This is a genomic window from Streptomyces sp. SudanB52_2052 (genome assembly GCF_964272415.1).
Taxonomy (GTDB): Bacteria; Actinomycetota; Actinomycetes; order Streptomycetales; family Streptomycetaceae; genus Streptomyces; species Streptomyces olindensis.
Window position 1 is genome coordinate 1,499,604 of the sequence record NZ_OZ186796.1, and the last position, 20,996, is coordinate 1,520,599.

Consider the following 20,996-nt stretch of genomic DNA (forward strand, 5'->3'; position numbering starts at 1 on the left):
GGTCACAGCATGAGTGGGCCGGGCCGGGGAAACGGGGGGCGTGCGGGGCGCCGGTGCGCGCCGGGGTCAGCGGTACATGTCGGTCTCCCGGTTGCGCAGCCGGTGCACGGCGGCGCCGAACGCGCCCGCGATCAGCACCCCGCCGGCGACCAGGGCCGGCACGGAGTCGGTGAAGGCACCGCCGTCACCGGCCCGCACCCCGCGCTGGACGACCGCCGCGCCGCAGTCGGTGTGGTGCGGTTCGGGGTGCTGCGGGTCGGAGTGGTGCGGGTCGCTGTGGTGGGGGTCGCTGTGGTGCGGGGGCTCGGGGCAGGGCTTGTCCGGCTTGTGCGGGGGCTTGTGGGTGGGCCCGTGGGACGGCTTGTGGGGGCCGGAACCGTGGGCCACGGTGAACGTCGCGCTCCACTCCTTGCCCTCCCCGCCGGGCGCGGCCGGGCAGGTCCCGTCCACGGTCCACGCGGAGTCCTCGCCCCCGGCGTCGGGATCGCCCTCGAAGTTCTCGGCGGAGGCGATCCTGGCCGTGCCGCGGTAGGCCGGACCGGACACCTCGTCGTCGTTGCCGGTGACCCGGCGCAGCGGGACGGTCCCCTCGTCGAAGGCCTGGGAGGTGGCGTCCATGGTGTCGGGGGGCGGTCCGCCGGTCGGATCACAGCTGACGGAGACGGTGAGCGTGCCGCCGGGCTCGACGGTGGCGGGAGCGACCTCGGCGGCGGGTTCGGCGAGGACGGCCGGTGCGAAGCCCACCAGGGCGGACCCGGTGAGGACGGCCACGGACAGGGCGTGGAGGGTACGGCGCATGGAGGGGACTCCTTCGGTCGTCATGCCCCTCTGCCATGACAGCCCGCCCGCGACGGGCCCGCGCGAGACCGGGCCCCATTAGCGGGACAGCACCCGCCAACCGGGTGAACGCGGGGAAACCCAGGGGCGCGGGGAACTGCGCGACCGGCCACGAACGACCCGCACCCGCGCAACCGCCGGAACCCCCTTACGGCCCTACGCCACGTCCCGCATCACCTGCTCCCGCACCCGCCCGCAGCACCGGCTGATCAGCCGGGACACGTGCATCTGCGAGATCCCCAGTTCCTCGGCGATCCGGCTCTGGGTCATGTCGGAGAAGAACCGCATGTACAGGATCGCCCGCTCGCGCTCCGGCAGCGCCGCCAGCCGCGACTTCACGGCCTCCCGGTCCACCACCGTGTCCAGCGCCGGGTCGGGGGACCCCAGCGCGTCACTGAGCGAGTACCCGTCCTCGCTGCCGGGCAGCTCCGCGTCCAGGGACAGCGCCGTGAAGCTCTCCAGCGCCTCCAGGCCCACCTGGACGTCCTCCTCGCTCATCTTCGCGTGCGCGGCGATCTCGGCCACCGTCGGCCTGCGGCCGGAGATGGTCTGGGACAGGTCCTGGGAGGCGAAGCGCACGCGGTTGCGCAGGTCCTGGACGCGACGGGGTACGTGCAGGGTCCACATGTGGTCGCGGAAGTGCCGCTTGATCTCGCCGGTGATGGTCGGCACGGCGTAGCTCTCGAACGCGTTGCCGCGCGCGGGATCGTACCGGTCGACGGCCTTGACCAGGCCGAGGGCCGCGACCTGCCGCAGGTCCTCGAAGCTCTCGCCGCGGCTGCGGAAGCGTCCGGCGAGGCGGTCCGCCATGGGCAGCCAGGCCTCGACGATCTCGTCGCGGAGCGCGTCGCGCTCCGGGCCGGCGGGCATCGAGGTGAGCCTGCGGAAGGCCTCGGCGGTGTCGGGGGCGTCGTCGTGCGGGTGCTGCTTCGCGCTGGTTCGGGTCGGCATGATGCGTCGCAATTCCCTTGAGGGTGCTCTGGGTTGGACAGTCACCGTGGGAGCGCGTCGACGTGCGGACCAGGGGCGCCGGTGACGGCGCGCTGCGCCGCTCCCACGGGCGTGCCTCCTGTCCGAAGCACTGAGGTGCGCCTGCCCCCGGCCCCCGCCCGCAAACCCGGCCAGGTTTTCCGCCGTCGCGCAGGGTGACTCGTACTGCTGGCTCTGTCCCCATACGTCCGGGAGGTCGTACATGAGCACCAAGGTCGCCGACCACGTCCTGCAGAGGCTGCGCGAGTGGGGGGTGGAGCAGGTCTTCGGCTATCCGGGCGACGGGATCAACGGACTGCTCGCCGCATGGGGCCGGGCCGAGAACGAGCCACGTTTCGTGCAGTCGCGGCACGAGGAGATGTCCGCGTTCCAGGCGGTCGGTTACGCCAAGTTCAGCGGCCGTCTCGGAGTGTGCGCCGCGACGTCGGGGCCGGGCGCGATCCACCTGCTGAACGGCCTGTACGACGCCAAGCTGGACCACGTCCCGGTGCTGGCCATCGTCGGCCAGACCCACCGCACCGCGATGGGCGGCTCCTACCAGCAGGAAGTGGACCTGCACACGCTGTACAAGGACGTCGCCTCCGATTTCGTGGAGACGGTGACGGTGCCGGAGCAGCTGCCGAACGTGCTGGACCGGGCGATCCGCACCGCGTACGCCCGCCGCTGCCCGACCGCGGTCATCATCCCGGGCGACGTGCAGGAGCTGGACTACTCGCCGCCGACGCACGAGTTCAAGATGGTCCCCTCCAGCCTGGACCGCAGTTCGTGGACGGCGGTTCCGTCCGACGACGCGGTGCGGCGGGCCGCGGAGATCCTCAACACCGGTGACAAGGTGGCGATCCTGGTCGGTCAGGGCGCGGCCGGGGCGCGGGCCGAGGTGGAGCGGATCGCCGAGCTGCTCGGCGCGGGCGTCGCCAAGGCGCTGCTCGGCAAGGACGTCCTCAGCGACGAACTGCCGTACGTCACCGGCTCGATCGGCCTGCTGGGCACCCGCCCGTCGTACGAGCTGATGCGGGACTGCGACACGCTGCTCACCATCGGGTCGTCGTTCCCGTACACCCAGTTCCTGCCGGAGTTCGGCAAGGCGCGGGGCGTGCAGATCGACATCGATCCGCACATGGTCGGGATGCGCTACCCGTACGAGGTGAACCTGGTCGGCGACGCGAAGGCCACCCTGGAGCGGCTGATCCCGCTGATCGAGGGGGGCCGCGGGCGCGAGTGGTACGACACGGTGTGCGACAACGTGACGCGCTGGCACCAGGTCATGGAGCGCCGGGCGGGCCTCGACGCCCATCCGATCAACCCGGAGTACGTGGCCCGCGCCCTGGACCCGCTGCTGCCGGACAACGCGATCGTGACGTCCGACTCGGGTTCGACGGCCAACTGGTACGCGCGGCACCTGACCATGCGGCCGGGCATGCGCGGTTCGCTCTCCGGCACGCTGGCGACGATGGGCTGCGGGGTGCCGTACGTGATCGGCGCGAAGTTCGCGCACCCGGACCGGCCGGCGATCGCGCTCGTCGGGGACGGGGCGATGCAGATGAACGGGATGGCGGAGCTGATCACGGCGGCGAAGTACCGCCATCAGTGGGAGGACCCGCGGCTGGTGATCGCCGTGTGGAACAACCACGACCTGAACCAGGTGACGTGGGAGATGCGGGCCATGGAGGGCGCGCCGTCGTTCCTGCCCTCGCAGGAGCTTCCGGACGTGCAGTACGCCGCGTTCGCGCGTTCGCTGGGGCTGACCGGCATCCGGGTGGAGAAGCCGGAGGACGTCGAGCCGGCCTGGCGTGCCGCGCTGGAGGCGGACGGTCCCGCGGTGGTCGAGTTCCTGACCGATCCGGCTGTCCCACCGATCCCGCCGCACGCCACCTGGGACCAGATGGAGGCGGCCGCCGCGTCGATCCTGAAGGGCGACGCGGACCGGGGATCGATGGTCAAGCAGGGCTTCAAGGCGAAGGTGCAGGAGTTCCTGCCGGGGCGTGAGAAGAAGTAGCGGCGGCGGGCGCGCCGGCCGGTTCGGGCCGGTCGGCGTCGTCCTGTGGCAGCAGCAGCTCCTCGTACCGGCCCAGCACCAGCACCACTCCGAGCATGAGCAGCGGGATGAGCACAGCGAGCATCGCCATGGCGTGTCCTTCCCCAGAGATGAGTGGGGGGTGTGATCCGGGTCTCCCGCAGGCCGTGGCGCAAACCAGGGCGTACGACGGTGATCCAGTGGGCCGAACCCGTGTCGGCTTCCGGTGTTCGGGTACGCGGTGCGGACCCCCGAAGGTCTGGAGGGAGACATGCAGCGAGGCAGCGACCGGCTGAGCGTCCACCGGGACGACGAGATGAAGCACGAACTGCAGGGTCTGCTCAGGTCCGGGCACCCCACACGCAGTGAGGAGTGGCACGACCCGGAGCCGGCCGCCGAGGACGACCCCGAGGTCGCGTACGGGCCGGTGACGCCGAGCCGGCGGCCGACGTCCCTGGAGTCGGTGCGGCTGGAGCTGGCCCGGATGCTGGGCCGCAGGGCGTTCCCCGCGACCCCGCGTGAGCTGGCCCGTGAGCTGCGCGGCCACCAGGCGCCCGACGCACTCGTCGAGGCCCTGGAGCGGCTGCCGCGCCAGGAGCGCTACGGCAACGTGCAGGAGCTGGCCCAGGCCCTGGTCCGGGCCCGGGAGACCGGGCCGGAGGAGTACGCGTAGGGACCGCGTCGGGGGCACCGCGGGGCGTCCGCCGGCGCGCCGCGGTGCTCCCACCGGCGTGGCGGCCGAGGAAGGGCCCCGTGATGGCCGAGTTGGTGAAGGACGTGATGACTCCGGGTGTGGTCGCCGTGCGCCCGGACGCCTCGCTCGTGGAGGCGGCGCAGCTGATGCGCACCCAGAACATCGGCGACGTGGTGGTGGCCGACGGGCAGGACGTGATCGGTGTGCTCACCGACCGTGACATCACGGTGCGGGCCGTCGCCGACGGTGCCGACCCGATGGCGGTGAGCGTACGGGCCGTGTGCACGCCGGATCCGGTGACGGTGACGCCGGACGACCCGCTGGCGACCGCGGTCACGCTGATGCGCGAGCACGCGGTGCGCCGGCTGCCGGTGGTGGAGAACGGGCTGCCGGTCGGGATCGTGAGCCTCGGCGACGTGGCCGAGGCCGAGGACCCGGCGTCGGCGCTCGCCGACATCAGCCGTGCCGAGCCGGACACCCGGGGCGGCTGATGCCGCGGCGGCGGCCGCTCTCGGGCGGCCACCTCGCGGGCATCGACAGGAACAGCAAGCGCAGGAAGAACGACAAGCACGTGAGGGGCGACGCGGCGCGCTGGAGCGCCGCCCGCTCCGGGGAAGGACGTTGAGCATCATGCGGATCGCATTTCTGGTGGCACCCGAGGGCGTCGAGCAGGTCGAGCTGACCGATCCGTGGCAGGCGGCGAAGGACGCCGGCCACGAGCCCGTGCTGGTGTCGACGAAGGAGGGTGAGATCCAGGCGTTCCACCACCTCGACAAGGCGGACACCTTCCCCGTGGACGAGGTCGTGGGCGGTACCGAGCCCGGTTCGTTCGGCGGGCTGGTGCTGCCGGGCGGCGTGGCCAACCCGGACTTCCTCCGCATGGACGCCAAGGCCGTGGCGTTCGTCCGGGACTTCTTCGAGCAGGGCCGCCCCGTCGCGGCGATCTGCCACGCGCCGTGGACGCTGGTCGAGGCCGACGTCGTGCGCGGCCGGGTGCTGACCTCGTGGCCGAGCCTCAGGACGGACATCCGCAACGCGGGCGGCACCTGGGTCGACGAGCAGGTGAAGGTGTGCGACCACGGGGCCAACAAGCTGGTCACCAGCCGCAAGCCGGACGATCTGAAGGCGTTCTGCGAGACGTTCCTCGACGTCTTCGCCGAGGAGGCCGCCTGATGGCCTCTCCGGCCGACCGCAAGCAGGCGCAGCGCGAGGCGTTCCGGGCGGACGACCCGGCCGCCGGGCCGCTCACCACCGACCAGGGAGTCGCGGTCGACCACACCGACGACTCCCTGGCGGCGGGGGAACGCGGTCCGACGCTGATGGAGGACTTCCACTTCCGGGAGAAGCTCACCCGCTTCGACCACGAGCGGATCCCGGAGCGGGTGGTGCACGCGCGGGGCGCGGGCGCGTACGGGTATTTCGAACCGTACGAGTCCTGCGCGGAGTTCACCCGCGCGGCCTTCCTCCAGGACCCGTCGGTGCGGACGCCGGTGTTCGTGCGGTTCTCGACCGTGCAGGGCCCGAAGGGCTCGGCGGACACCGTGCGGGACGTGCGCGGCTTCGCGACCAAGTTCTACACGTCGGAGGGGAACTACGACTTAGTCGGGAACAACTTCCCGGTCTTCTTCATCCAGGACGGCATCAAGTTCCCGGACTTCGTGCACGCGGTGAAGCCCGAGCCGCACAACGACATCCCGACCGGCGCGTCCGCGCACGACACCCTGTGGGACTTCGTGTCGCTCCAGCCCGAGACGCTGCACACGATCATGTGGCTGATGTCGGACCGCGCGATCCCGCGCAGCTACCGCATGATGCAGGGCTTCGGCGTGCACACCTTCCGGTTCGTGAACGCCGAGGGGCGCGGCACGTTCGTGAAGTTCCACTGGAAGCCGCGGCTCGGTGTGCACTCGCTGGTGTGGGACGAGGCGCAGGAGTGCCAGGGCCGCGACCCGGACTTCAACCGGCGTGACCTGTGGGACGCGATCGACGCGGGCGAGTACCCCGAGTGGGAGCTGGGCGTGCAACTCGTGCCGGAGGAGGACGAGTTCGCGTTCGACTTCGACCTGCTCGACCCGACGAAGATCATCCCGGAGGAGCAGGTGCCGGTGCGGCCGATCGGCCGGATGGTGCTGGACCGCAACCCGGAGAACTTCTTCGCGGAGACCGAGCAGGTCGCCTTCCACACGGCGAACGTCGTCCCCGGCATCGACTTCACCAACGACCCGCTGCTCCAGGCCCGGAACTTCTCCTACCTGGACACGCAGCTGATCCGGCTCGGCGGGCCCAACTTCTCGCAGCTGCCGGTGAACCGGCCGGTGGCGCCGGTGCGCAACAACCAGCGCGACGGCTACCACCAGAGCGCGATCCACTCCGGCACGAACTACTTCCCGAACTCGCTGGGCGGGGGCTGCCCGGCCCACGCGGGTGCCGGGGCAGGCGCCTACACCCATTACGCCGAACGGGTGGACGGTCACAAGATCCGGCGCCGCAGTCCCAGCTTCCAGGACCACTACAGCCAGCCGGCGATGTTCTGGAACAGCATGGCGGACTGGGAGAAGCAGCACATCGTCGAGGCGTTCCGGTTCGAGCTCGGCAAGGTCGGGGCGATGACCGTGCGGGCCCGTACGGTCGAGCACCTGGCCAGGGTCGACGGGGAACTGGCCGCGCAGGTGGCGCGGGGCGTCGGGGTGCCGCCGCCGGCCGGGGCGGAGACCCCGGGCAAGCAGGTCTCCCCCGCCCTCAGTCTCGAGTCGCTGCGCGGGGACGGTTCGATCCGGACCCGGCAGATCGCGGTGCTCGTCACCGACGGGGTGGACGCCGAGCAGATCACCTCCGTGCGGGAGCGGCTGGCCGCCGAGGGCGCGATCGTCGAGGCGCTGGCCCCGGCGGACGGCACGATCACCGGATCCGACGGCGAGACGTACGCCGTCGACCGGGCGCTGCCGACGGTGGCATCCGTGCTGTACGACGCCGTGCTGCTGCCCGGCGGGCCGGTCGGCACCCCGCCGACGGCGGCCGACCCGGACGCGGTGCGGTTCGTGCGGGACGCCTTCCGGCACGGCAAGCCGGTGGGCGCGCTCGGCTCGGGCGTGGGGGTCCTGTCGGCGCTGGAGCCCGAGGGGCTCCACCTGTCGACGGAGTTCCAGCGGGTCGTCACCGACCAGGGGGTCGTGACCGACACGTCGCCGGGGCCGGCGAGCGCGGAGTTCCTGGACGCGTTCGTGGCCGCGATCGCGGCGCACCGCCACTGGGGACGTCCGCCGGTTCGGCGCTGAGCAGCGGGGCCGGGCCGGGTCTCTCCGGTCCGGTCCGGTCCGCGGGTGCGCCGGGCTGCCCTGACCGCCCTTCGAAGAACTTTCGAGGGGTTCGCGAGGGGTTTCGAGGGGCTCAGGTGCCGGGGGTCGTGGGAGTCGCCGACTCCCCGCTCCCGCGCTCCCGGGCCCCTTCGCGTGTGCGGCCCGCGGCGACCGGGCGGCGCGGGTTGCGGCGCAGGTATTCGCCCTCGAGCTGCGCCATGCGCTCGTTGTGGGCCCGCAGCGCGTCGTTCGAACCGTAGAGCAGCGTGTCGTGGCGCGTGCGGTGGATGGTCTCCAGCTCCTTCATGAGCTGCTGGTCGTCCAGCCGGTCAGGGTCCACTCCGGTCATGGTGTCGCCCCGCTCGTCGTGTTCGTTCATGTGGTCCGGGTACCCGCCCGGGGAGCAACTGAGCACTACCCCCGAGCGGCATCCGGGAGGGAGCCATGGATCTCGCTTTTCTGCACCCACTGTACGAACACCAGGGGCCCTGGGCCTCTGTGTACGTCGACACCTCCCGGCATACGGAGGACACCCCCCACGAGCGGCACCTGACGGCCCAGGCGATGGCCAGGGAGCTGGCCGCGCAGGGCGCGGACGAGGCGACCTGCCGGGCCGTGCAGAACGCGATCGAGGATCTGCGGCACTCGTCCGAACCGCATGGCCGGGCCCTGTTCGCCCGGGCGGGCCAGGTCGTCCTGGACCCGCCGCTGGTCCGTCCCCCGCAGGGCGGTGACTGGGCCGAGTGGGCGCCGCTGCCGCGGGTCACGCCGCTGCTGGAGCTGGCCGGTGAGAACCCGGTGTGCGTGGTGGCGTACGTCGACCGCAAGGGCGCGGACTTCGAGCTGCGCAGCGCTCTGGGCCGGGAGGACGCCGGGGGCGTCACCGGGCGCCAGTGGCCGGTGCACCGGACGAGTTCGGTGGACTGGTCCGAGCGGCATTTCCAGCTGCGGGTGGAGAACACCTGGGAGCACAACGCCGCGGAGATCGCCGACGCGCTCGCCGTGTGCCAGGAGGAGACCCGGGCCGACCTGCTGATTCTCGTCGGTGACGACCGTGAGCGGCGGTCCGTGTACGAGCGGCTGCCCAAGCGGCTGCACGACCTGGTCGTCGAGGCGCCGCACGGCACGGGCAGCCGGCTCCTCGACGAGGACGTCGAGCGGGCCCGCGCCGAGCACATGGCGCGGCAGGCCGAGGCGGAGCTGGAGCGGTTCCGGGCCGCCCGTAACCCGGACGACGAGGGCCGGGCCGGGGCCGTGGAGGGCGTGCCCGCGCTGGTCGAGGCGGCGCGGGAGCATCGCATCGACGAGCTGCTGATCAGGCTGGACGGCCCGGACGCGCACCGCGAGGTGTGGATCGGCGAGGACCCGGACCAGCTGGCGGTGCGGCGCACGGACCTGAAGGTCCTGGGCGAGCAGAACTCCTGGCCGGCCCGGGCGGACGACGCGCTGATCCGGTCGGCGGTGGCGACGGACGCGGCCGCGCTGTCCGTCTCCGAGCACGAGGTGCCGGTGGGCGGCCTCGGGGCGCTGCTGCGCTGGAAGTGAGCGGACGGGCTCCGCCCCCCCGGAGCTCCAGCCCCGGAGGTCCAGCCCCGGAGCTCCAGCCCCGGAGCTCTAGCGCGCTCGTTCCACCCGGCGTTCGTCCCAGACCGGGTCCGGGGTCTCCCGGACCCGTCCGTCGCTGCCGAAGACCAGATAGCGGTCGAAGGAGCGGGCGAACCAGCGGTCGTGGGTGACCGCGAGGACCGTGCCGTCGAAGGCCTCCAGGCCCTCCTGGAGGGCCTCGGCGGACTCCAGGTCCAGGTTGTCGGTGGGCTCGTCGAGCAGCAGGGCCGTCACGCCCTGGAGCTCCAGCAGGAGGATCTGGAAGCGGGCCTGCTGGCCGCCGGACAGGCGTTCGAACGTCTGCTCGGCCTGGTTCGTCAGCTCGTAGCGGCGCAGCCGGGACATGGCGGCGCCGCGGTCCTGGGAGTGCTCGGTCCAGAGGATGTCCAGGAGCGTGCGGCCCTCCAGTTCCGGATGGGCGTGCGTCTGGGCGAAGTGGCCGGGCACGACCCGGGCGCCGAGCTTCCACTCCCCCGTGTGCGCCACGGCGTCCCCGGCGAGCAGCCGCAGGAAGTGCGACTTGCCGGAGCCGTTGGAGCCGAGGACGGCGACGCGTTCGCCGTAGAAGACCTCCAGGTCGAAGGGTTTCATCAGGCCCGTGAGTTCGAGTCCCTGACAGGTGATGGCCCGCACGCCCGTGCGGCCGCCCTTGAGCCGCATCCTGATGTCCTGCTCGCGGGGCGGCTCCGGGGGCGGTCCGGCCTCCTCGAACTTGCGCAGGCGGGTCTGGGCGGCCTGGTAGCGGGAGGACATCTCGTGGCTGATGGTGGCGGCCTGACGCAGGTTCAGCACCAGCTTCTTCAGCTGGGCGTGCTTCTCGTCCCAGCGCCTGCGCAACTCCTCGAAGCGGGCGAAGCGTTCACGGCGGGCCTCGTGGTACGTGGCGAAGCCGCCGCCGTGCACCCAGGCGTCGGCGCCGGTGGGGCTGGGTTCCAAGGAGATGATCCGCTGGGCGGCGCGGGCGAGGAGTTCGCGGTCGTGGGAGACGAACAGGACGGTCTTGCGGGTCTCGGCGAGCCGTTCCTCCAGCCAGCGCTTGCCGGGGACGTCCAGGTAGTTGTCGGGCTCGTCGAGGAGGAGGACCTCGTCGGTGCCGCGCAGGAGGGCCTCCAGGACGAGGCGTTTCTGCTCACCACCGGAGAGGGTGCGGACCTGGCGCCACTGCGCCTTCTCGTAGGGGACGCCCAGCGCGGCCGTGGTGCACATGTCCCACAGCGTCTCGGCCTCGTAGCCGCGGGCCTCGGCCCAGTCGGCCAGCGCCTGGGCGTACTTCAGCTGGGCGGCCTCGTCGTCGACGGTCATGATGGCGTGCTCGGCGGCGTCCACGGCACGGGCCGCGTCGCGGATACGGGGGGTCGCGACGGACACGAGGAGGTCCCGGACGGTCGTCTCGTCGCGTACGGATCCGATGAACTGCCGCATCACGCCCAGGCCGCCGCCGACGGTGACGGATCCGCCGTGCGGCCGGATCTCACCGGCGAGCATGCGGAGCAGGGTGGTCTTCCCGGCGCCGTTGGGCCCCACGAGGGCGACCACGGCGCCCTCCCCCACCCGGAAGGACACATCACCCAGCAACGCCCGTCCGTCGGGCAGGTAGTACTCCAGGTGCGCGGCTTCGAGGTGACCCATGCCCGCGATTCTCCGGGGCGCCTCACACACCGGGCAAACATATTTCCATGGTCGCGCCGGACATCCGCCCGAGGCGTGTGCCCCTGCGGGCCCCGGAGGGTCAGGCCGCCGCGTTCAGCAGGTCGGCCAGTACGTCGGGCCGTTCCAGTGCGATGAAGTGGCCGGCCTGGGGCACCTGCGTGAAGTCGGCGGTCGGCAACAACTCCTTGTTGGCTCGTCTGTCCGAGGGGCGGGACCAGTCCCGCTCGCCGTAGACGAGGTGGATGGGTGCCTTGACCTCGGGGTAGCGCGAGCGGGCGGCGATGAGGCTGGGCAGGGCCTGGTACACCGCCCGGGCGACGGTGGAGTAGCCGGGGCGGCCGCCCACCTGGAGGAGTTCGTCCACGTAGTCCTCGCGCAGCGCGCTCCTGTCGCCGAGGCCGCCCTGAAGGATCTTGCGCAGGGCGGGCTTGGGCTCCACCCCCGCGATCACCGGCCCCACCCCCGGGGTGAGGACACCGCCGACCACCACGCGGGCGAGGAGGGAGGACCGGGCGATCCCGCCGCGGAAGTCGTAGGCGTTGACCGCGACGACGCGCCGGACCCGCTCCGGGAGATCGGCGGCGGTGGTCAGGGCGAGCACCGCCCCCATGGACTCCCCGACCAGCGTCACGTCGTGGAGGTCGAGTTCGGTCAGGAGCCGCTCGACGCCCGCGCGCATGGCCGGCTCGTCGTACGACGCCCCGGGCACGATCTCGGAGTAGCCCATCCCCGGCAGGTCGAGGGCGTGGACGGTGTAGCGGTCCGCGATCAGCGGGACGAGGTGGCGGAAGTGCTCGGCCTGCGTGCGCACGGTGTGCAGCAGGACCAAGGGGGCGCCGGTGCCCGCCCTGAGGTAGCGCAGCGTCCCCTCACGGCCGTCGAGTCCCGCCCGCGGGGCGAGGGTGTGGCTGGTGGTCCCCGGAACGTGGATCGTGGGGCGTGACTCGCGGTCGGACATCTCGCCGACTCCTTGCCTGTGAAGGGGTTTCGGCCACGGTAAACCGATCGGTTTCCGGGCGCAAGCGACACGGCTTGCGGGAGTGAAACCGATCGGTTTACAGTGATGAAACTGATCGGTTTCTCGCTATGGGGCGAGCCGTGACCCCCGAATCCCCAGGAGTACGGATGACTGCCGCGCGCGACGCCGAGGAGCAACCGACGGCCCCGGCCCCCAGGCTTCCGGCGAAGCTGGCCGCCCACCCGTCCGTACAGGCCGTCCTCGCCCGGCGCACGGCGGGCGACGTCGCGAGCCCACCGCCCGTGATCGACGCGGCCTGGCTGCGCGAGCTGTGCCTGGCGACCGGGGCGGACGACGCCGCCGCGGTCAGCCTGGACCACCCGGACCTGGCCGGCGAGCGGGAGCACGCGCGGTCCGCGCTGCCCGGCACCCGCACCCTGATCGCGATGGCGGTCCGGATGAACCGCGACAACTGCCGCTCCCCCGCCCGCAGCGTGGCCAACCAGGAGTTCCACCAGGCCGACGAGCAGGCCAACCACGCCGCGCGCACCGTCACCCGGGCCCTTCAGGACGCCGGCTACCGCGCGCTTCACCCGTCGGTCGGCTTTCCGCAGGAGATGGACCGCTTCCCCAGCGAGCGGATCTGGGTGGTGGCGCACAAGACGGTCGCGGTGGCCGCCGGGCTCGGCGTGATGGGCCTGCACCGCAACGTCATCCACCCGACGTTCGGCAGTTTCGTCCTGCTCGTGACCGTCCTGGTGGACGCGGAGGTGAGCGAGTACGGGCAGCCGCTGGACCACAACCCCTGTATCGACTGCAAGTTGTGCGTCGCGGCCTGCCCGGTCGGCGCCATCGCCAAGGACGGCGCCTTCGACGCCCTGGCCTGCACCACGCACAACTACCGCGAGTTCATGAGCGGCTTCACCGACTGGGCGCAGACCGTGGCCGACAGCGAGGACGCCGCCGACTACCGCTCCCGCGTCAGCGATTCCGAGAGCGCCTCCATGTGGCAGAGCCTGAGCTCGCCGCCCGGCTACAAGTCCGGATACTGCCTGGCCGTCTGCCCCGCCGGCGAGGACGTCCTCGGCCCGTACCTGGACGACCGCAAGACATTCATGGACACCGTGCTGCGACCGCTCCAGGACAAGAAGGAAACCCTGTACGTACTGCCGGGCTCGCACGCGCGGGAGTACGCCCGGCGGCGCTTCCCGCACAAGCCCGTCAAGGAGGTCACCGGTGGCTGGCACCCTCCGGCGAGGCGTTCCGCGCCCTCCGAGCGAGAGAGCCGCACGTCATGAGCGGCAGGCGCGCCGCTCCTCTGGAAACCGATCGGTCTGCATCGTGTCCGCTTCGGGTTAACCTCGCGGCATGACCACCGAAGGGAAACCGAGCCCCAGGGAGCGCCTGCTGGAGGCGGCGGCCACGCTCACCTACCGCGACGGCGTCAACATCGGCGTCGAGGCGCTGTGCAAGGCGGCGGGGGTGTCGAAGCGCTCCATGTACCAGCTGTTCGACAGCAAGGACGAACTCCTGGCGGCGAGCCTGAGGGAGCGCGCCGCCGCCTACGTGGCGACTCTCCTGCCCGCGGCGGACGACGGCCGGTCACCCCGCGAGCGGATCCTGCACGTCTTCGCACAGGTGGAAGCACAGGCCGGCGCCCCCGAGTTCCACGGCTGCCGGTACCTGGCCGTGCAGATCGAGCTCAAGGACCAGAGCCACCCCGCGAGCCGGGTCGCCCATCAGATCAAGGCGAACCTGACCGCCTTCTTCCGCGCCGAGGCCGAACGGGGCGGGGCGGGCGATCCGGATCTGCTGGCCCGGCAGCTCAGCCTGGTCTTCGACGGCGCCAGCGCCCGCGCGGGAATCCAGGCCGACAACCTCACCGGGCTCGTCGCGCCCACGGTGACCACCCTGCTCGACGCGGCAGGCGTGCGCTGACGCATCTCCCGTCCGGAAGCCCCCTGACTTCCCGGCGGTACGGAGAACCGTCAGACCCGCTCCAACGCCCGGTGGGGTCCGGCAGGCAGCTCCGCCTCGATCCGGTCGCCGGGGCGGACCACGCCCCCTTCCCGCACCACGCTCATGATCCCGGCCTTGCGCACGACGTTCCCCGCCTCGTCCCGGCCGACGACCCGCTTCAGCAGTCCGTCCTGGAAGGTGTCGATCTGAAGGCAGGGGTTGCGCAGGCCGGTGACCTCCAGGACCGCGGACTCCCCGATGCGCAGCAGCGTGCCGGCCGGCAGGCCGAGCAGGTCGATGCCCGCCGTGGTGATGTTCTCGCCGAGCTCACCGGGCGCCACCTCGAACCCGTCCGCGGCGACCTCCGCGAAGAGCTCCTCGTGCATGAGGTGGACCTGGCGCAGGTTCAGCTGCGTGGGGTCCTGCGCGACGCGCGAGCGGTGCTTGACCGTCACCCCGGCGTGCACGTCCCCCTCCACCCCGAGGCCGGCGAGCAGGGTGATGCTGTCCCGGTTCGGCTTGGTGAACGAGTACTCCCCGTTGCTGCTGACCGCCGTCACGCGCCCGCTCATGTCGTCGTCTCCCCCGATTCGGTCACCATGATCAACTCAGAGCTTGCCCCGTGGGCGGACGGTGTGTCCACCCCCCACCGGGTACCCGCATCCCATGACGACCCCCGACCTGGACCTCACCACCAGGAAGCCCGGGCACCATCCCCTGCGCGACCGCGCCCTCGCCTGGGACCGCCGTCTCCTCGGGGCCGCCACGTCCGGGCACTGGCCGGGGGCCGACTCCGTGCTGCCGCGTCTGAGCCGCGGCGCGGACCACGGCGTGCTGTGGTGCGCGGCCGCCGCCGCCCTCGCGGCGAGCCGTACCCCCCGCGCCCGCCGTGCGGCGAGCCGCGGACTGGCCTCGCTGGGCCTCGCCTCCCTCGCCGTCCGCACCCTCGGCAAGCGCTCGGTCCGCCGCCCCGGCCCGGCGCTCGCCCCGGTCCCGCTGCTCCGGAGGGTGCCGCGGCGGCCGATCACCACGTCGTTCCCCTCCGGGCACGCCGCGTCGGCCGCCGCCTTCGCCGTCGGCGTCACCCTGGAGTCCCCGGCCTGGGGCGCGGTCGTCACCCCGGTGGCCGCCTCGGTCGCCCTCTCCCGCGTCTCCACCGGCGAGCACTTCCCCAGCGACGTCCTGGCGGGCGCCGCCCTGGGCGTGGGCGCCGCGTTCGCCGTCCGGGGCCTGGTGCCGACGCGGGGGCAGGCCACCCCGCCGGCCCGCCCCCGCGCCGAGGTCCCGGCGCTGCTGGAGGGTGAGGGGCTCGTCCTCGTCGCGAACACCGCCTCGGGATCCGCCGAGCGGGCCCGTGCCCTGCGGGACGCCCTGCCGCGCGCCGAGATCGTCGAATGCCCACCGGAGGACGTCCCGGCCGAGCTGGAGAAGGCGGCCTCCCGGGCCCGGGTCCTCGGGGTGTGCGGCGGCGACGGCACCGTGAACACCGCCGCCCGGGTCGCGCTGCGCTCCGGCCTGCCCCTGGCGGTGCTGCCCGGCGGCACCCTCAACCACTTCGCCTACGACCTGGGCGTGGAGGACGTACGCGATCTCGCCCGCGCCCTGCGCCAGGGCGACGCCGTGCGCGTGGACGTGGGGCGCTACTCCTGCGGCGGCGAGCAGGGCCTCTTCCTCAACACGTGCAGCGTCGGCGTCTATCCGGAGCTGGTGCGCGAGCGGGAGCGCTGGTCGCACCGGATCGGCGGCTGGCCGGCCGGCGTGCTCGCGGCGCTGCGCGTGCTGCGGGCCGACCGGCACCCGCTGGAGTCGGAGTTCCAGGGCCGTACCCGGCCCCTGTGGCTGCTGTTCGCGGGGAACGGCACCTATCACCGCATGGGACTCGCGTCCGGACGGCGGCTGGACCTCGCGGACGGGCAGCTCGACGTGCGGGTCGTGCACGGCGGCCGCCGGCCGGCGGCGCGGCTGCTCGCCGCCGCCCTCGCGGGGCCCCTGACCCGCTCCCCCGCGCACGCGGCCGTCCAGGTGGGCCGGCTGCGCCTGGACCACGTGGCGCCCGGCACGCTCCTCGCCTACGACGGCGAAGTGACCGAGGTGGAGGGCCGCGTGGAGCTGGAGAAGCTGCCCGAGGCGCTGACCGTGTACCGGCCCATCACCGGCTACTGACACACCACCACACACCACCGCCCCATCGGTCCACATACTGGTACGCGGGTCTCATCATTCGGCCGGGCTGCGTACGGTGATCTCATGCCGACCGGAACGGAAGGGGTGGGATCCGCCATGCCGGAACCACGGGAGACCGCCGTCTACACCCACGGGCACCACGAGTCCGTACTGCGCTCGCACACCTGGCGGACCGCCGCCAACTCGGCCGCGTACCTGCTGCCTTCGCTCAAGCCCCACATGAAGGTCCTGGACATCGGCTGCGGGCCGGGCACCATCACCGCCGACCTGGCGGAGCTCGTACCGGACGGGCACGTCACCGGTGTCGACCGGGCGCCGGAGATCCTGGAGCGGGCCCGGGCCACGGCGGCCGGACGGGGTCTGGCCAACGTCGACTTCGCGGTCGCCGACGTGCACGCCCTGGACTACCCGGACGACACGTTCTGCGTCGTCCACGCCCACCAGGTGCTCCAGCACGTGGGGGACCCCGTGCGGGCGCTGCGCGAGATGCGGCGGGTCGTCCGGCCCGGCGGTATCGTCGCCGTACGGGACGCCGACTACGAGGCCATGACCTGGTATCCGGCGTCCGAGGGGCTCGACCGCTGGCTTGACCTGTACCGCCGGGTCGCCCGCGCCAACGGCGGTGAGCCGGACGCCGGGCGCCGGCTGAAGGCGTGGGCGCTGCGGGCCGGTCTCACCGACATCACGGCGACCTCCGCCACCTGGACCTTCGCCGCGCCCGAGGAGCGGGCGTGGTGGAGCGGACTGTGGGCCGACCGCACACTGGCGTCGGCGTACGCGGACCGGGCCCGGCAGGGCGGGCACGCCACGACACGGGAGTTGCGGGACGTGGCCGATGCCTGGCGGGAATGGGGCGCGCGGGAGGACGGCTGGTTCAGCGTGCTGCACGGAGAAATTCTCTGCCGAAAGGAAGCCTGAAACCCGGTTTCCGGGACACTCTGAAAGCAGGAGGTTCGAATTATGGTTCCCATCCTGCTGGTGCTGCTTCTGGCCTTGGTTCTGTTCGGCGCCGGATTTGCAGTAAAGGTACTCTGGTGGATCGCGCTGGCGGTTCTCGTCCTGTGGCTGCTGGGATTCTTCGTCCGTGGCACGTCGGCAGCCGGCGGACGGGGGCGTTGGTACAGGTGGTGAATGGGCCACCGTGAAGGTGGCGAAGTAACCCCCCGCTTCCCCGGGACCGACTCAGTCCCGGGGAAGCAGTGGTCCGAGCGGCCCGAGGTCCAGGTTGAGGTCCTCGGGCCGCAGTCCGTAGCGGTCGCGCAGTTCCGCCATCCGCTCCTCCAGCAGCATCAGGGTGAGCCCGATGCGCTCCTCCTGCTCCTCGCTCAGGTCCCCCACGTCGAACCGGCGCAGCGCCTGGCGCTCCATGAGCTGACGCAGCAGCTCCACCACGGTCAGCACGAGTTTGACCAGGTCGCGCTCGACGGTGTCGGGCTCCAGGTCCAGCCGGTTGCGGTGCGGCCGGGGCTCGGGCCGGCGGTTCTCCGGGGACGTCACAGCAACTCCTCGAACGGGGAGGGCACCTGGGCGTTCACCGAGCTGATGAGCGCGTTGAGGTCGATACGGACGAGGTCGACGTCGGCGATGCGCAGCGTGATGTCCCCCGTGATCACGACACCGCCGGCGAGCAGCCGGTCGAGCAGGTCCACGAGGGCGACCTCACGGCGTTCCACTACGGTCACGGCTTCTCCCCGTCGGTCATGCGTCCTCCCCGGCGAACGAATAGGCGGCCCAGGGCCCGGTGAGTTCCACCCGCATTCCGGGCACCTCACCCTTCGTGCGGTCCACCATTTCCACGAATTCCTCGGAATGCGCGCGCGGCACGAGATAGGCGGCATTCAATACGTTCCGCCCGGTCGCCTTGGACAGCGCGGGATTCTGCGGGGGATGCAGCCGGGAATCCTCTGCGAATGCGGAAAGCTCCTCATGCAGCCGGGTCGCGAAATGCTCGGCCTTCTGCCACATCTCCTCGTGCGACCTGGTCTGCATGCGCCGCTGCCGCAGGTAGTCCCGGCCCGAGGTGGCCTTCTGCGCGGGCCGGGGGCTCTGCTGCGGTTCGGACTCGGCGTACACCTTGACGCCCCACTCGACGCGGCCCTCCAGCCGGTCGAGGGTGCGCCGGAAGTCGTCCTCGCGGGCCTCGATCATCATCCGTACGCCGCTGTCGTCCCGGAACACGGTGCCGAGCCGCAGCGGCAGCGGGGTCGTGACAGTGGTGAGCGCGTCGATCACGCCCTGGTGGGCCCGGGCCGTCTCGGTGAGCCAGTCCAGGTCCTCCAGATGGGCGCGGAGCGGTTCCTCCGCGAAGTCCCGCTCCGGCACGTGGCTGACCACGGCGACGAGGCCGTGGTGGTTGAGCGCTCTGGGCGGATCGCCCGCCACCCCCGTCAGCTGGGACTGGAGCGGTGTGCCGAAGGGGCGGCAGACGGCGTAGACGTACCGCAGTCCGGTCACGGTGCCTCCTTCTTCTCCGCGCGGCCGGGCTCCAGTTCCTCCAGCCGGGCCAGCCTCTCGCGCAACTCGGCGTTCTCACGGGTCAGTTCGTCGCGGCGGGCCCGCGAGGACAGGGCCGGGTCGGTCTCCCACCAGTCGATGCCCATCTCCTTCGCCTTGTCCACCGAGGCGACGATCAGCCGCAGCTTGATGGTGAGCAGTTCGATGTCGAGCAGGTTGATGCGGATGTCGCCCGCGATGACGATGCCCTTGTCGAGCACCCGTTCCAGGATGTCGGCGAGGTTGGCGCCGCTTCCATGGCCGTAGGGCTCGGGCATCCTGCTGGGCGTCGTCATCGCCGGCTCCCGCCTTCGGCGTACTCGTCGTCGTACTCGTCGGCCTCGTCCTCCTCGTACGCGCCCTCAGGCTCCTCCTCGGCCTCCTCTTCGGGCTCCTCTTCGGGCTCCTCCTCGTCGTACTCCGACTCGGCCTCGTCCTCGTACTCGCCCTCGGGTTCCGCCTCGCCTTCCTCGCCCTCGTCCTCTTCCTCGTCCTCTTCCTCGTCCTCGGCGTACTCGTCCTCGGGTTCCTCGCCCTCGGCTTCCTCGCCCTCGGGGCGTTCCTCCTCGGACTCCTCCTCGGCGACCGCGTCCTCGTGGCTGGTGACGACCTCGCCGTCGCGGATCTCGCCGCGCCAGCCGTCCTCCGCCTCGCCCTTGAGGGTGATGAAGCGGGCGAAGTTCTTCAGGTCGAGCCGGGCCCGGCGGCCCTGGGCGCGCCAGATGTTGCCGGTCTTCTCGAAGAAACCGGAGGGGTAGTACTCGATGACCAGCAGGACGCGGGTGAGGTTGTCGGCGAGCCGGTGGAAGGAGACGACGCCCTTCGTGGAGCCCTTGGCGCCCTCGGAGGTCCAGACGATGCGGTCGTCGGGGACCTGCTCGGTCGTCGTCGCCTTCCAGCTGCGGTTGGACCACCAGATCTTGGCCTGCCAGTCGGAGTGGGTGTCGTCGGCGCGGTTCGCGCTCTTGACGCCCTTCGCGAAGGTGCTGAAGTCCTGGTACTGGGTCCACTGGTCGTACGCCGTGCGCAGCGGCACGCCGACGTCGATGTGCTCGATGATGACGGTGGGCTTGTTGCCCGAGCGGCCCTTGCGCTTGCCCTTGCCGCCGCCCAGGTTCTTGAAGGCGCCCGTGACCTTGTCCTTGATGCTCGACCCGCCGGTCTCCAGGGCGGCGCGCAGCGGGCCCTTGCCCTCGGCGAGCTTGCGGCCGCCGTCGAGGGCGAGCTTGGCGAAGCCGGGGCTGTTGCCCTCGGCGATGTCGTTCAGTCTGTTGGTGGTCTCGCCGAGCTTGCGGCCCACGCCGGTCAGCATGCGGGTGGCCTGAGCGGCGAGGTACTCCTGCAGCTCGGCCTTCAGCCGGTCGGCGGCCTCGCTGTGGGCCACGTCGGTGAGCGGGTTCTTGGTCGCTCCGTTTGCGGCGGAGCGCGCGGATCCGAGCGTGTCGGTCATCCCTCACCGCCTCCCTTCGGCAGCCGGTTCCGGGAGCTGCCGCCCCTTTTTCCGGCGGACGTCGCCTTCTTCGCGGCCGTGGTCTTCTTCGCCGCCGTCTTCTTGGCGGGGCCCTTTCCGGCGGGGGCCTTCTTCGCCGCCTTCTTCGCGGGTGCCTTCTTGGCGGGGGCCTTCTTCGCCGCCTCCTTCGGGGCCCGCTCAGGCTCCTCGTCCTCCTCCGGCCCGGAGTCCTCGGGCTCCTCGTCGCCGGACTTCTCGGCGTCGGTGTCACCCGTGCCCGGCACCGCGCCCGCCAGTTGGTCGCGGACCTGGGCGGTACGGCCGTGCAGCCGGTCGGCGAACGCGTCGAGCTGCCGCTCGACCATGGCGCCGGAGGCCGCCTTGCCGACACCGCGCAGGTCCTCGCGCAGCTGGTCCCCGATCTCCTTGAACTGCGGGTTGTTCCGCAGCTGCTGCTGGAGCAGGTCGGCGACCATGCGCGGGCTCAGGTTCAGCTTCTTCCCGGCGACCAGGCCGCCGACGGCCATCGCCATCTTGAGTTTCCTGGTGCGCCCCAGGAGATATCCGGCCCCCAGCGCGAGGCCCAGTCCCGTTCGGTTCATGGTGTCGTCCCGTTGCCCGTTCCCGCGCTCCCGCGCGAAGCGATCTCCAACCGGTCGAGGAGTTCGTCCTCGAGGCGGTCGAACTCCTCCTCCGTGATCTCTCCGGCCTCCAACCGCTCCTCCAGACGGGCCAGTTCCGCCCGGACCGTGGCGGGGTCGTAGTAGATCCGCTCGGCCTCCTGGAGTACCTGTCTGATGGCCCAGGCGCTGCCGCGCACCGGTGCGAACGGCAGCAGCAGCACCTCGGAGATCAGGCCCACGTCG

The 20,996-nt window shown here is 72.0% G+C and carries 25 protein-coding genes; 11 read left to right on the plus strand and 14 right to left on the minus strand.

Annotated features, from left to right (window positions below; translation table 11 throughout):
* Nucleotides 1-66 precede the first annotated feature (66 nt).
* Complete coding sequence (locus ACSUPV_RS06575; protein ID WP_037759665.1) at nt 67-798, minus strand: hypothetical protein; 732 nt, start codon at nt 796-798, stop codon at nt 67-69.
* A gap of 195 nt (nt 799-993) precedes the next feature.
* Complete coding sequence (locus tag ACSUPV_RS06580; RefSeq protein ID WP_031118193.1) at nt 994-1,788, minus strand: RNA polymerase sigma factor SigF; 795 nt, start codon at nt 1,786-1,788, stop codon at nt 994-996.
* Between the two features lie 241 nt (nt 1,789-2,029).
* Between ACSUPV_RS06580 and ACSUPV_RS06585 the strand changes: the two genes are divergently transcribed.
* Entirely contained in the window at nt 2,030-3,823 is a 1,794-nt protein-coding gene (locus tag ACSUPV_RS06585; RefSeq protein ID WP_031118194.1) for a thiamine pyrophosphate-requiring protein, read from the plus strand.
* Here ACSUPV_RS06585 and ACSUPV_RS06590 read toward each other — a convergent pair.
* Nucleotides 3,777-3,953, minus strand: a complete 177-nt coding sequence (locus ACSUPV_RS06590) for a hypothetical protein (RefSeq protein WP_382618596.1) — start codon at nt 3,951-3,953, stop codon at nt 3,777-3,779. The two genes, ACSUPV_RS06585 and ACSUPV_RS06590, sit on opposite strands and share 47 nt — an antisense overlap.
* Nucleotides 3,954-4,112: 159 nt before the next feature.
* Here ACSUPV_RS06590 and ACSUPV_RS06595 point away from each other — a divergent pair, with 159 nt between their 5' ends.
* The 4 genes from ACSUPV_RS06595 to ACSUPV_RS06610 all read left to right on the plus strand — a co-directional run bounded on the left by ACSUPV_RS06595 (nt 4,113) and on the right by ACSUPV_RS06610 (nt 7,810).
* Nucleotides 4,113-4,514 (plus strand): DUF2795 domain-containing protein, encoded by a 402-nt coding sequence (locus tag ACSUPV_RS06595; RefSeq protein ID WP_031118196.1) that lies wholly within the window; start codon nt 4,113-4,115, stop codon nt 4,512-4,514.
* Nucleotides 4,515-4,597: 83 nt separating this feature from the next.
* Nucleotides 4,598-5,026: a CBS domain-containing protein gene (locus ACSUPV_RS06600; RefSeq protein WP_031118197.1), complete on the plus strand. Its 429-nt coding sequence runs from the start codon at nt 4,598-4,600 to the stop codon at nt 5,024-5,026.
* A 139-nt stretch (nt 5,027-5,165) separates the two neighbouring features.
* Nucleotides 5,166-5,708 carry a type 1 glutamine amidotransferase domain-containing protein gene (locus ACSUPV_RS06605; RefSeq protein WP_031118198.1) on the plus strand — a complete coding sequence of 181 codons (543 nt, stop codon included), beginning with the start codon at nt 5,166-5,168 and terminating at the stop codon, nt 5,706-5,708.
* Complete coding sequence (locus tag ACSUPV_RS06610; protein WP_436947101.1) at nt 5,708-7,810, plus strand: catalase; 2,103 nt, start codon at nt 5,708-5,710, stop codon at nt 7,808-7,810. The genes ACSUPV_RS06605 and ACSUPV_RS06610 overlap by 1 nt, the downstream gene beginning before the upstream one ends.
* A 112-nt stretch (nt 7,811-7,922) precedes the next feature.
* Here the strand turns inward: ACSUPV_RS06610 and ACSUPV_RS06615 are convergent, their stop codons facing one another.
* Nucleotides 7,923-8,210 carry a DUF6158 family protein gene (locus ACSUPV_RS06615; RefSeq protein WP_031118201.1) on the minus strand — a complete coding sequence of 96 codons (288 nt, stop codon included), beginning with the start codon at nt 8,208-8,210 and terminating at the stop codon, nt 7,923-7,925.
* A 65-nt stretch (nt 8,211-8,275) separates the two neighbouring features.
* Between ACSUPV_RS06615 and ACSUPV_RS06620 the strand changes: the two genes are divergently transcribed.
* Nucleotides 8,276-9,376 carry a Vms1/Ankzf1 family peptidyl-tRNA hydrolase gene (locus ACSUPV_RS06620; RefSeq protein ID WP_436947102.1) on the plus strand — a complete coding sequence of 367 codons (1,101 nt, stop codon included), beginning with the start codon at nt 8,276-8,278 and terminating at the stop codon, nt 9,374-9,376.
* 69 nt (nt 9,377-9,445) lie between these two features.
* Here ACSUPV_RS06620 and ACSUPV_RS06625 read toward each other — a convergent pair whose 3' ends face one another.
* Together ACSUPV_RS06625 and ACSUPV_RS06630 are read right to left on the minus strand one after the other, a co-directional pair.
* Entirely contained in the window at nt 9,446-11,065 is a 1,620-nt protein-coding gene (locus ACSUPV_RS06625) for an ABC-F family ATP-binding cassette domain-containing protein (protein WP_436947103.1), read from the minus strand.
* A gap of 100 nt (nt 11,066-11,165) precedes the next feature.
* Nucleotides 11,166-12,044, minus strand: a complete 879-nt coding sequence (locus tag ACSUPV_RS06630; RefSeq protein ID WP_382615034.1) for an alpha/beta fold hydrolase — start codon at nt 12,042-12,044, stop codon at nt 11,166-11,168.
* A 167-nt stretch (nt 12,045-12,211) separates the two neighbouring features.
* Between ACSUPV_RS06630 and ACSUPV_RS06635 the strand changes: the two genes are divergently transcribed.
* Nucleotides 12,212-13,342 (plus strand): 4Fe-4S binding protein, encoded by a 1,131-nt coding sequence (locus ACSUPV_RS06635; protein WP_436947104.1) that lies wholly within the window; start codon nt 12,212-12,214, stop codon nt 13,340-13,342.
* A gap of 70 nt (nt 13,343-13,412) precedes the next feature.
* Entirely contained in the window at nt 13,413-13,982 is a 570-nt protein-coding gene (locus ACSUPV_RS06640; protein ID WP_359794875.1) for a TetR/AcrR family transcriptional regulator, read from the plus strand.
* 50 nt (nt 13,983-14,032) lie between these two features.
* On the opposite strand, the gene ACSUPV_RS06645 is transcribed toward ACSUPV_RS06640, so the two are convergent.
* A complete protein-coding gene (locus ACSUPV_RS06645; RefSeq protein WP_382615037.1) occupies nt 14,033-14,575 on the minus strand; it encodes an MOSC domain-containing protein in 543 nt (180 codons plus the stop codon).
* A 94-nt stretch (nt 14,576-14,669) separates the two neighbouring features.
* Here ACSUPV_RS06645 and ACSUPV_RS06650 point away from each other — a divergent pair, with 94 nt between their 5' ends.
* From ACSUPV_RS06650 to ACSUPV_RS06660, 3 genes are all read left to right on the plus strand, one after another.
* Nucleotides 14,670-16,166 (plus strand): bifunctional phosphatase PAP2/diacylglycerol kinase family protein, encoded by a 1,497-nt coding sequence (locus tag ACSUPV_RS06650; RefSeq protein ID WP_436947105.1) that lies wholly within the window; start codon nt 14,670-14,672, stop codon nt 16,164-16,166.
* 117 nt (nt 16,167-16,283) lie between these two features.
* Nucleotides 16,284-17,105 (plus strand): class I SAM-dependent methyltransferase, encoded by an 822-nt coding sequence (locus ACSUPV_RS06655; protein ID WP_031118209.1) that lies wholly within the window; start codon nt 16,284-16,286, stop codon nt 17,103-17,105.
* A gap of 42 nt (nt 17,106-17,147) precedes the next feature.
* Nucleotides 17,148-17,318 carry a hypothetical protein gene (locus ACSUPV_RS06660; protein WP_020270859.1) on the plus strand — a complete coding sequence of 57 codons (171 nt, stop codon included), beginning with the start codon at nt 17,148-17,150 and terminating at the stop codon, nt 17,316-17,318.
* Nucleotides 17,319-17,369: 51 nt separating this feature from the next.
* On the opposite strand, the gene ACSUPV_RS06665 is transcribed toward ACSUPV_RS06660, so the two are convergent.
* The 7 genes from ACSUPV_RS06665 to ACSUPV_RS06695 are packed head-to-tail and all read right to left on the minus strand — an operon-like array spanning nt 17,370 to nt 20,992.
* Nucleotides 17,370-17,684 (minus strand): gas vesicle protein K, encoded by a 315-nt coding sequence (locus ACSUPV_RS06665; RefSeq protein WP_051648480.1) that lies wholly within the window; start codon nt 17,682-17,684, stop codon nt 17,370-17,372.
* The gene (locus ACSUPV_RS06670; RefSeq protein ID WP_003994122.1) at nt 17,681-17,869 is read right to left on the minus strand and encodes a gas vesicle protein; all 189 of its coding nucleotides are present in this window, start codon (nt 17,867-17,869) and stop codon (nt 17,681-17,683) included. Before ACSUPV_RS06670 ends, ACSUPV_RS06665 begins: the two co-directional genes overlap by 4 nt.
* A 16-nt stretch (nt 17,870-17,885) precedes the next feature.
* Nucleotides 17,886-18,641: a GvpL/GvpF family gas vesicle protein gene (locus tag ACSUPV_RS06675; protein ID WP_031118211.1), complete on the minus strand. Its 756-nt coding sequence runs from the start codon at nt 18,639-18,641 to the stop codon at nt 17,886-17,888.
* The gene (locus tag ACSUPV_RS06680; RefSeq protein WP_031118212.1) at nt 18,638-18,976 is read right to left on the minus strand and encodes a gas vesicle protein; all 339 of its coding nucleotides are present in this window, start codon (nt 18,974-18,976) and stop codon (nt 18,638-18,640) included. Before ACSUPV_RS06680 ends, ACSUPV_RS06675 begins: the two co-directional genes overlap by 4 nt.
* Nucleotides 18,973-20,130 carry an SRPBCC family protein gene (locus ACSUPV_RS06685; protein ID WP_436947106.1) on the minus strand — a complete coding sequence of 386 codons (1,158 nt, stop codon included), beginning with the start codon at nt 20,128-20,130 and terminating at the stop codon, nt 18,973-18,975. Before ACSUPV_RS06685 ends, ACSUPV_RS06680 begins: the two co-directional genes overlap by 4 nt.
* Entirely contained in the window at nt 20,127-20,732 is a 606-nt protein-coding gene (locus ACSUPV_RS06690; RefSeq protein ID WP_436947107.1) for a DNA primase, read from the minus strand. Before ACSUPV_RS06690 ends, ACSUPV_RS06685 begins: the two co-directional genes overlap by 4 nt.
* On the minus strand, nt 20,729-20,992 hold the full coding sequence (locus ACSUPV_RS06695) for a gas vesicle protein GvpG (RefSeq protein WP_037759897.1): 264 nt from the start codon (nt 20,990-20,992) through the stop codon (nt 20,729-20,731). The genes ACSUPV_RS06690 and ACSUPV_RS06695 overlap by 4 nt, the downstream gene beginning before the upstream one ends.
* Between the last annotated feature and the right edge of the window lie 4 nt (nt 20,993-20,996).

Excerpts from the sequence above, each read along its gene's own strand:
- ACSUPV_RS06610 (WP_436947101.1), top strand. The coding sequence starts at position 5,708 with ATGGCCTCTCCGGCCGACCGCAAGCAGGCGCAGCGCGAGGCGTTCCGG.
- ACSUPV_RS06585 (WP_031118194.1), top strand. The coding sequence starts at position 2,030 with ATGAGCACCAAGGTCGCCGACCACGTCCTGCAGAGGCTGCGCGAGTGG.
- ACSUPV_RS06680 (WP_031118212.1), bottom strand. The coding sequence starts at position 18,976 with ATGACGACGCCCAGCAGGATGCCCGAGCCCTACGGCCATGGAAGCGGC.
- ACSUPV_RS06625 (WP_436947103.1), bottom strand. The coding sequence starts at position 11,065 with ATGGGTCACCTCGAAGCCGCGCACCTGGAGTACTACCTGCCCGACGGA.
- ACSUPV_RS06615 (WP_031118201.1), bottom strand. The coding sequence starts at position 8,210 with ATGAACGAACACGACGAGCGGGGCGACACCATGACCGGAGTGGACCCT.
- ACSUPV_RS06580 (WP_031118193.1), bottom strand. The coding sequence starts at position 1,788 with ATGCCGACCCGAACCAGCGCGAAGCAGCACCCGCACGACGACGCCCCC.
- ACSUPV_RS06655 (WP_031118209.1), top strand. The coding sequence starts at position 16,284 with ATGCCGGAACCACGGGAGACCGCCGTCTACACCCACGGGCACCACGAG.
- ACSUPV_RS06650 (WP_436947105.1), top strand. The coding sequence starts at position 14,670 with ATGACGACCCCCGACCTGGACCTCACCACCAGGAAGCCCGGGCACCAT.
- ACSUPV_RS06690 (WP_436947107.1), bottom strand. The coding sequence starts at position 20,732 with ATGAACCGAACGGGACTGGGCCTCGCGCTGGGGGCCGGATATCTCCTG.
- ACSUPV_RS06660 (WP_020270859.1), top strand. The coding sequence starts at position 17,148 with ATGGTTCCCATCCTGCTGGTGCTGCTTCTGGCCTTGGTTCTGTTCGGC.
- ACSUPV_RS06645 (WP_382615037.1), bottom strand. The coding sequence starts at position 14,575 with ATGAGCGGGCGCGTGACGGCGGTCAGCAGCAACGGGGAGTACTCGTTC.
- ACSUPV_RS06605 (WP_031118198.1), top strand. The coding sequence starts at position 5,166 with ATGCGGATCGCATTTCTGGTGGCACCCGAGGGCGTCGAGCAGGTCGAG.
- ACSUPV_RS06575 (WP_037759665.1), bottom strand. The coding sequence starts at position 798 with ATGCGCCGTACCCTCCACGCCCTGTCCGTGGCCGTCCTCACCGGGTCC.
- ACSUPV_RS06640 (WP_359794875.1), top strand. The coding sequence starts at position 13,413 with ATGACCACCGAAGGGAAACCGAGCCCCAGGGAGCGCCTGCTGGAGGCG.
- ACSUPV_RS06620 (WP_436947102.1), top strand. The coding sequence starts at position 8,276 with ATGGATCTCGCTTTTCTGCACCCACTGTACGAACACCAGGGGCCCTGG.
- ACSUPV_RS06630 (WP_382615034.1), bottom strand. The coding sequence starts at position 12,044 with ATGTCCGACCGCGAGTCACGCCCCACGATCCACGTTCCGGGGACCACC.
- ACSUPV_RS06590 (WP_382618596.1), bottom strand. The coding sequence starts at position 3,953 with ATGGCGATGCTCGCTGTGCTCATCCCGCTGCTCATGCTCGGAGTGGTG.
- ACSUPV_RS06685 (WP_436947106.1), bottom strand. The coding sequence starts at position 20,130 with ATGACCGACACGCTCGGATCCGCGCGCTCCGCCGCAAACGGAGCGACC.
- ACSUPV_RS06595 (WP_031118196.1), top strand. The coding sequence starts at position 4,113 with ATGCAGCGAGGCAGCGACCGGCTGAGCGTCCACCGGGACGACGAGATG.
- ACSUPV_RS06600 (WP_031118197.1), top strand. The coding sequence starts at position 4,598 with ATGGCCGAGTTGGTGAAGGACGTGATGACTCCGGGTGTGGTCGCCGTG.
- ACSUPV_RS06635 (WP_436947104.1), top strand. The coding sequence starts at position 12,212 with ATGACTGCCGCGCGCGACGCCGAGGAGCAACCGACGGCCCCGGCCCCC.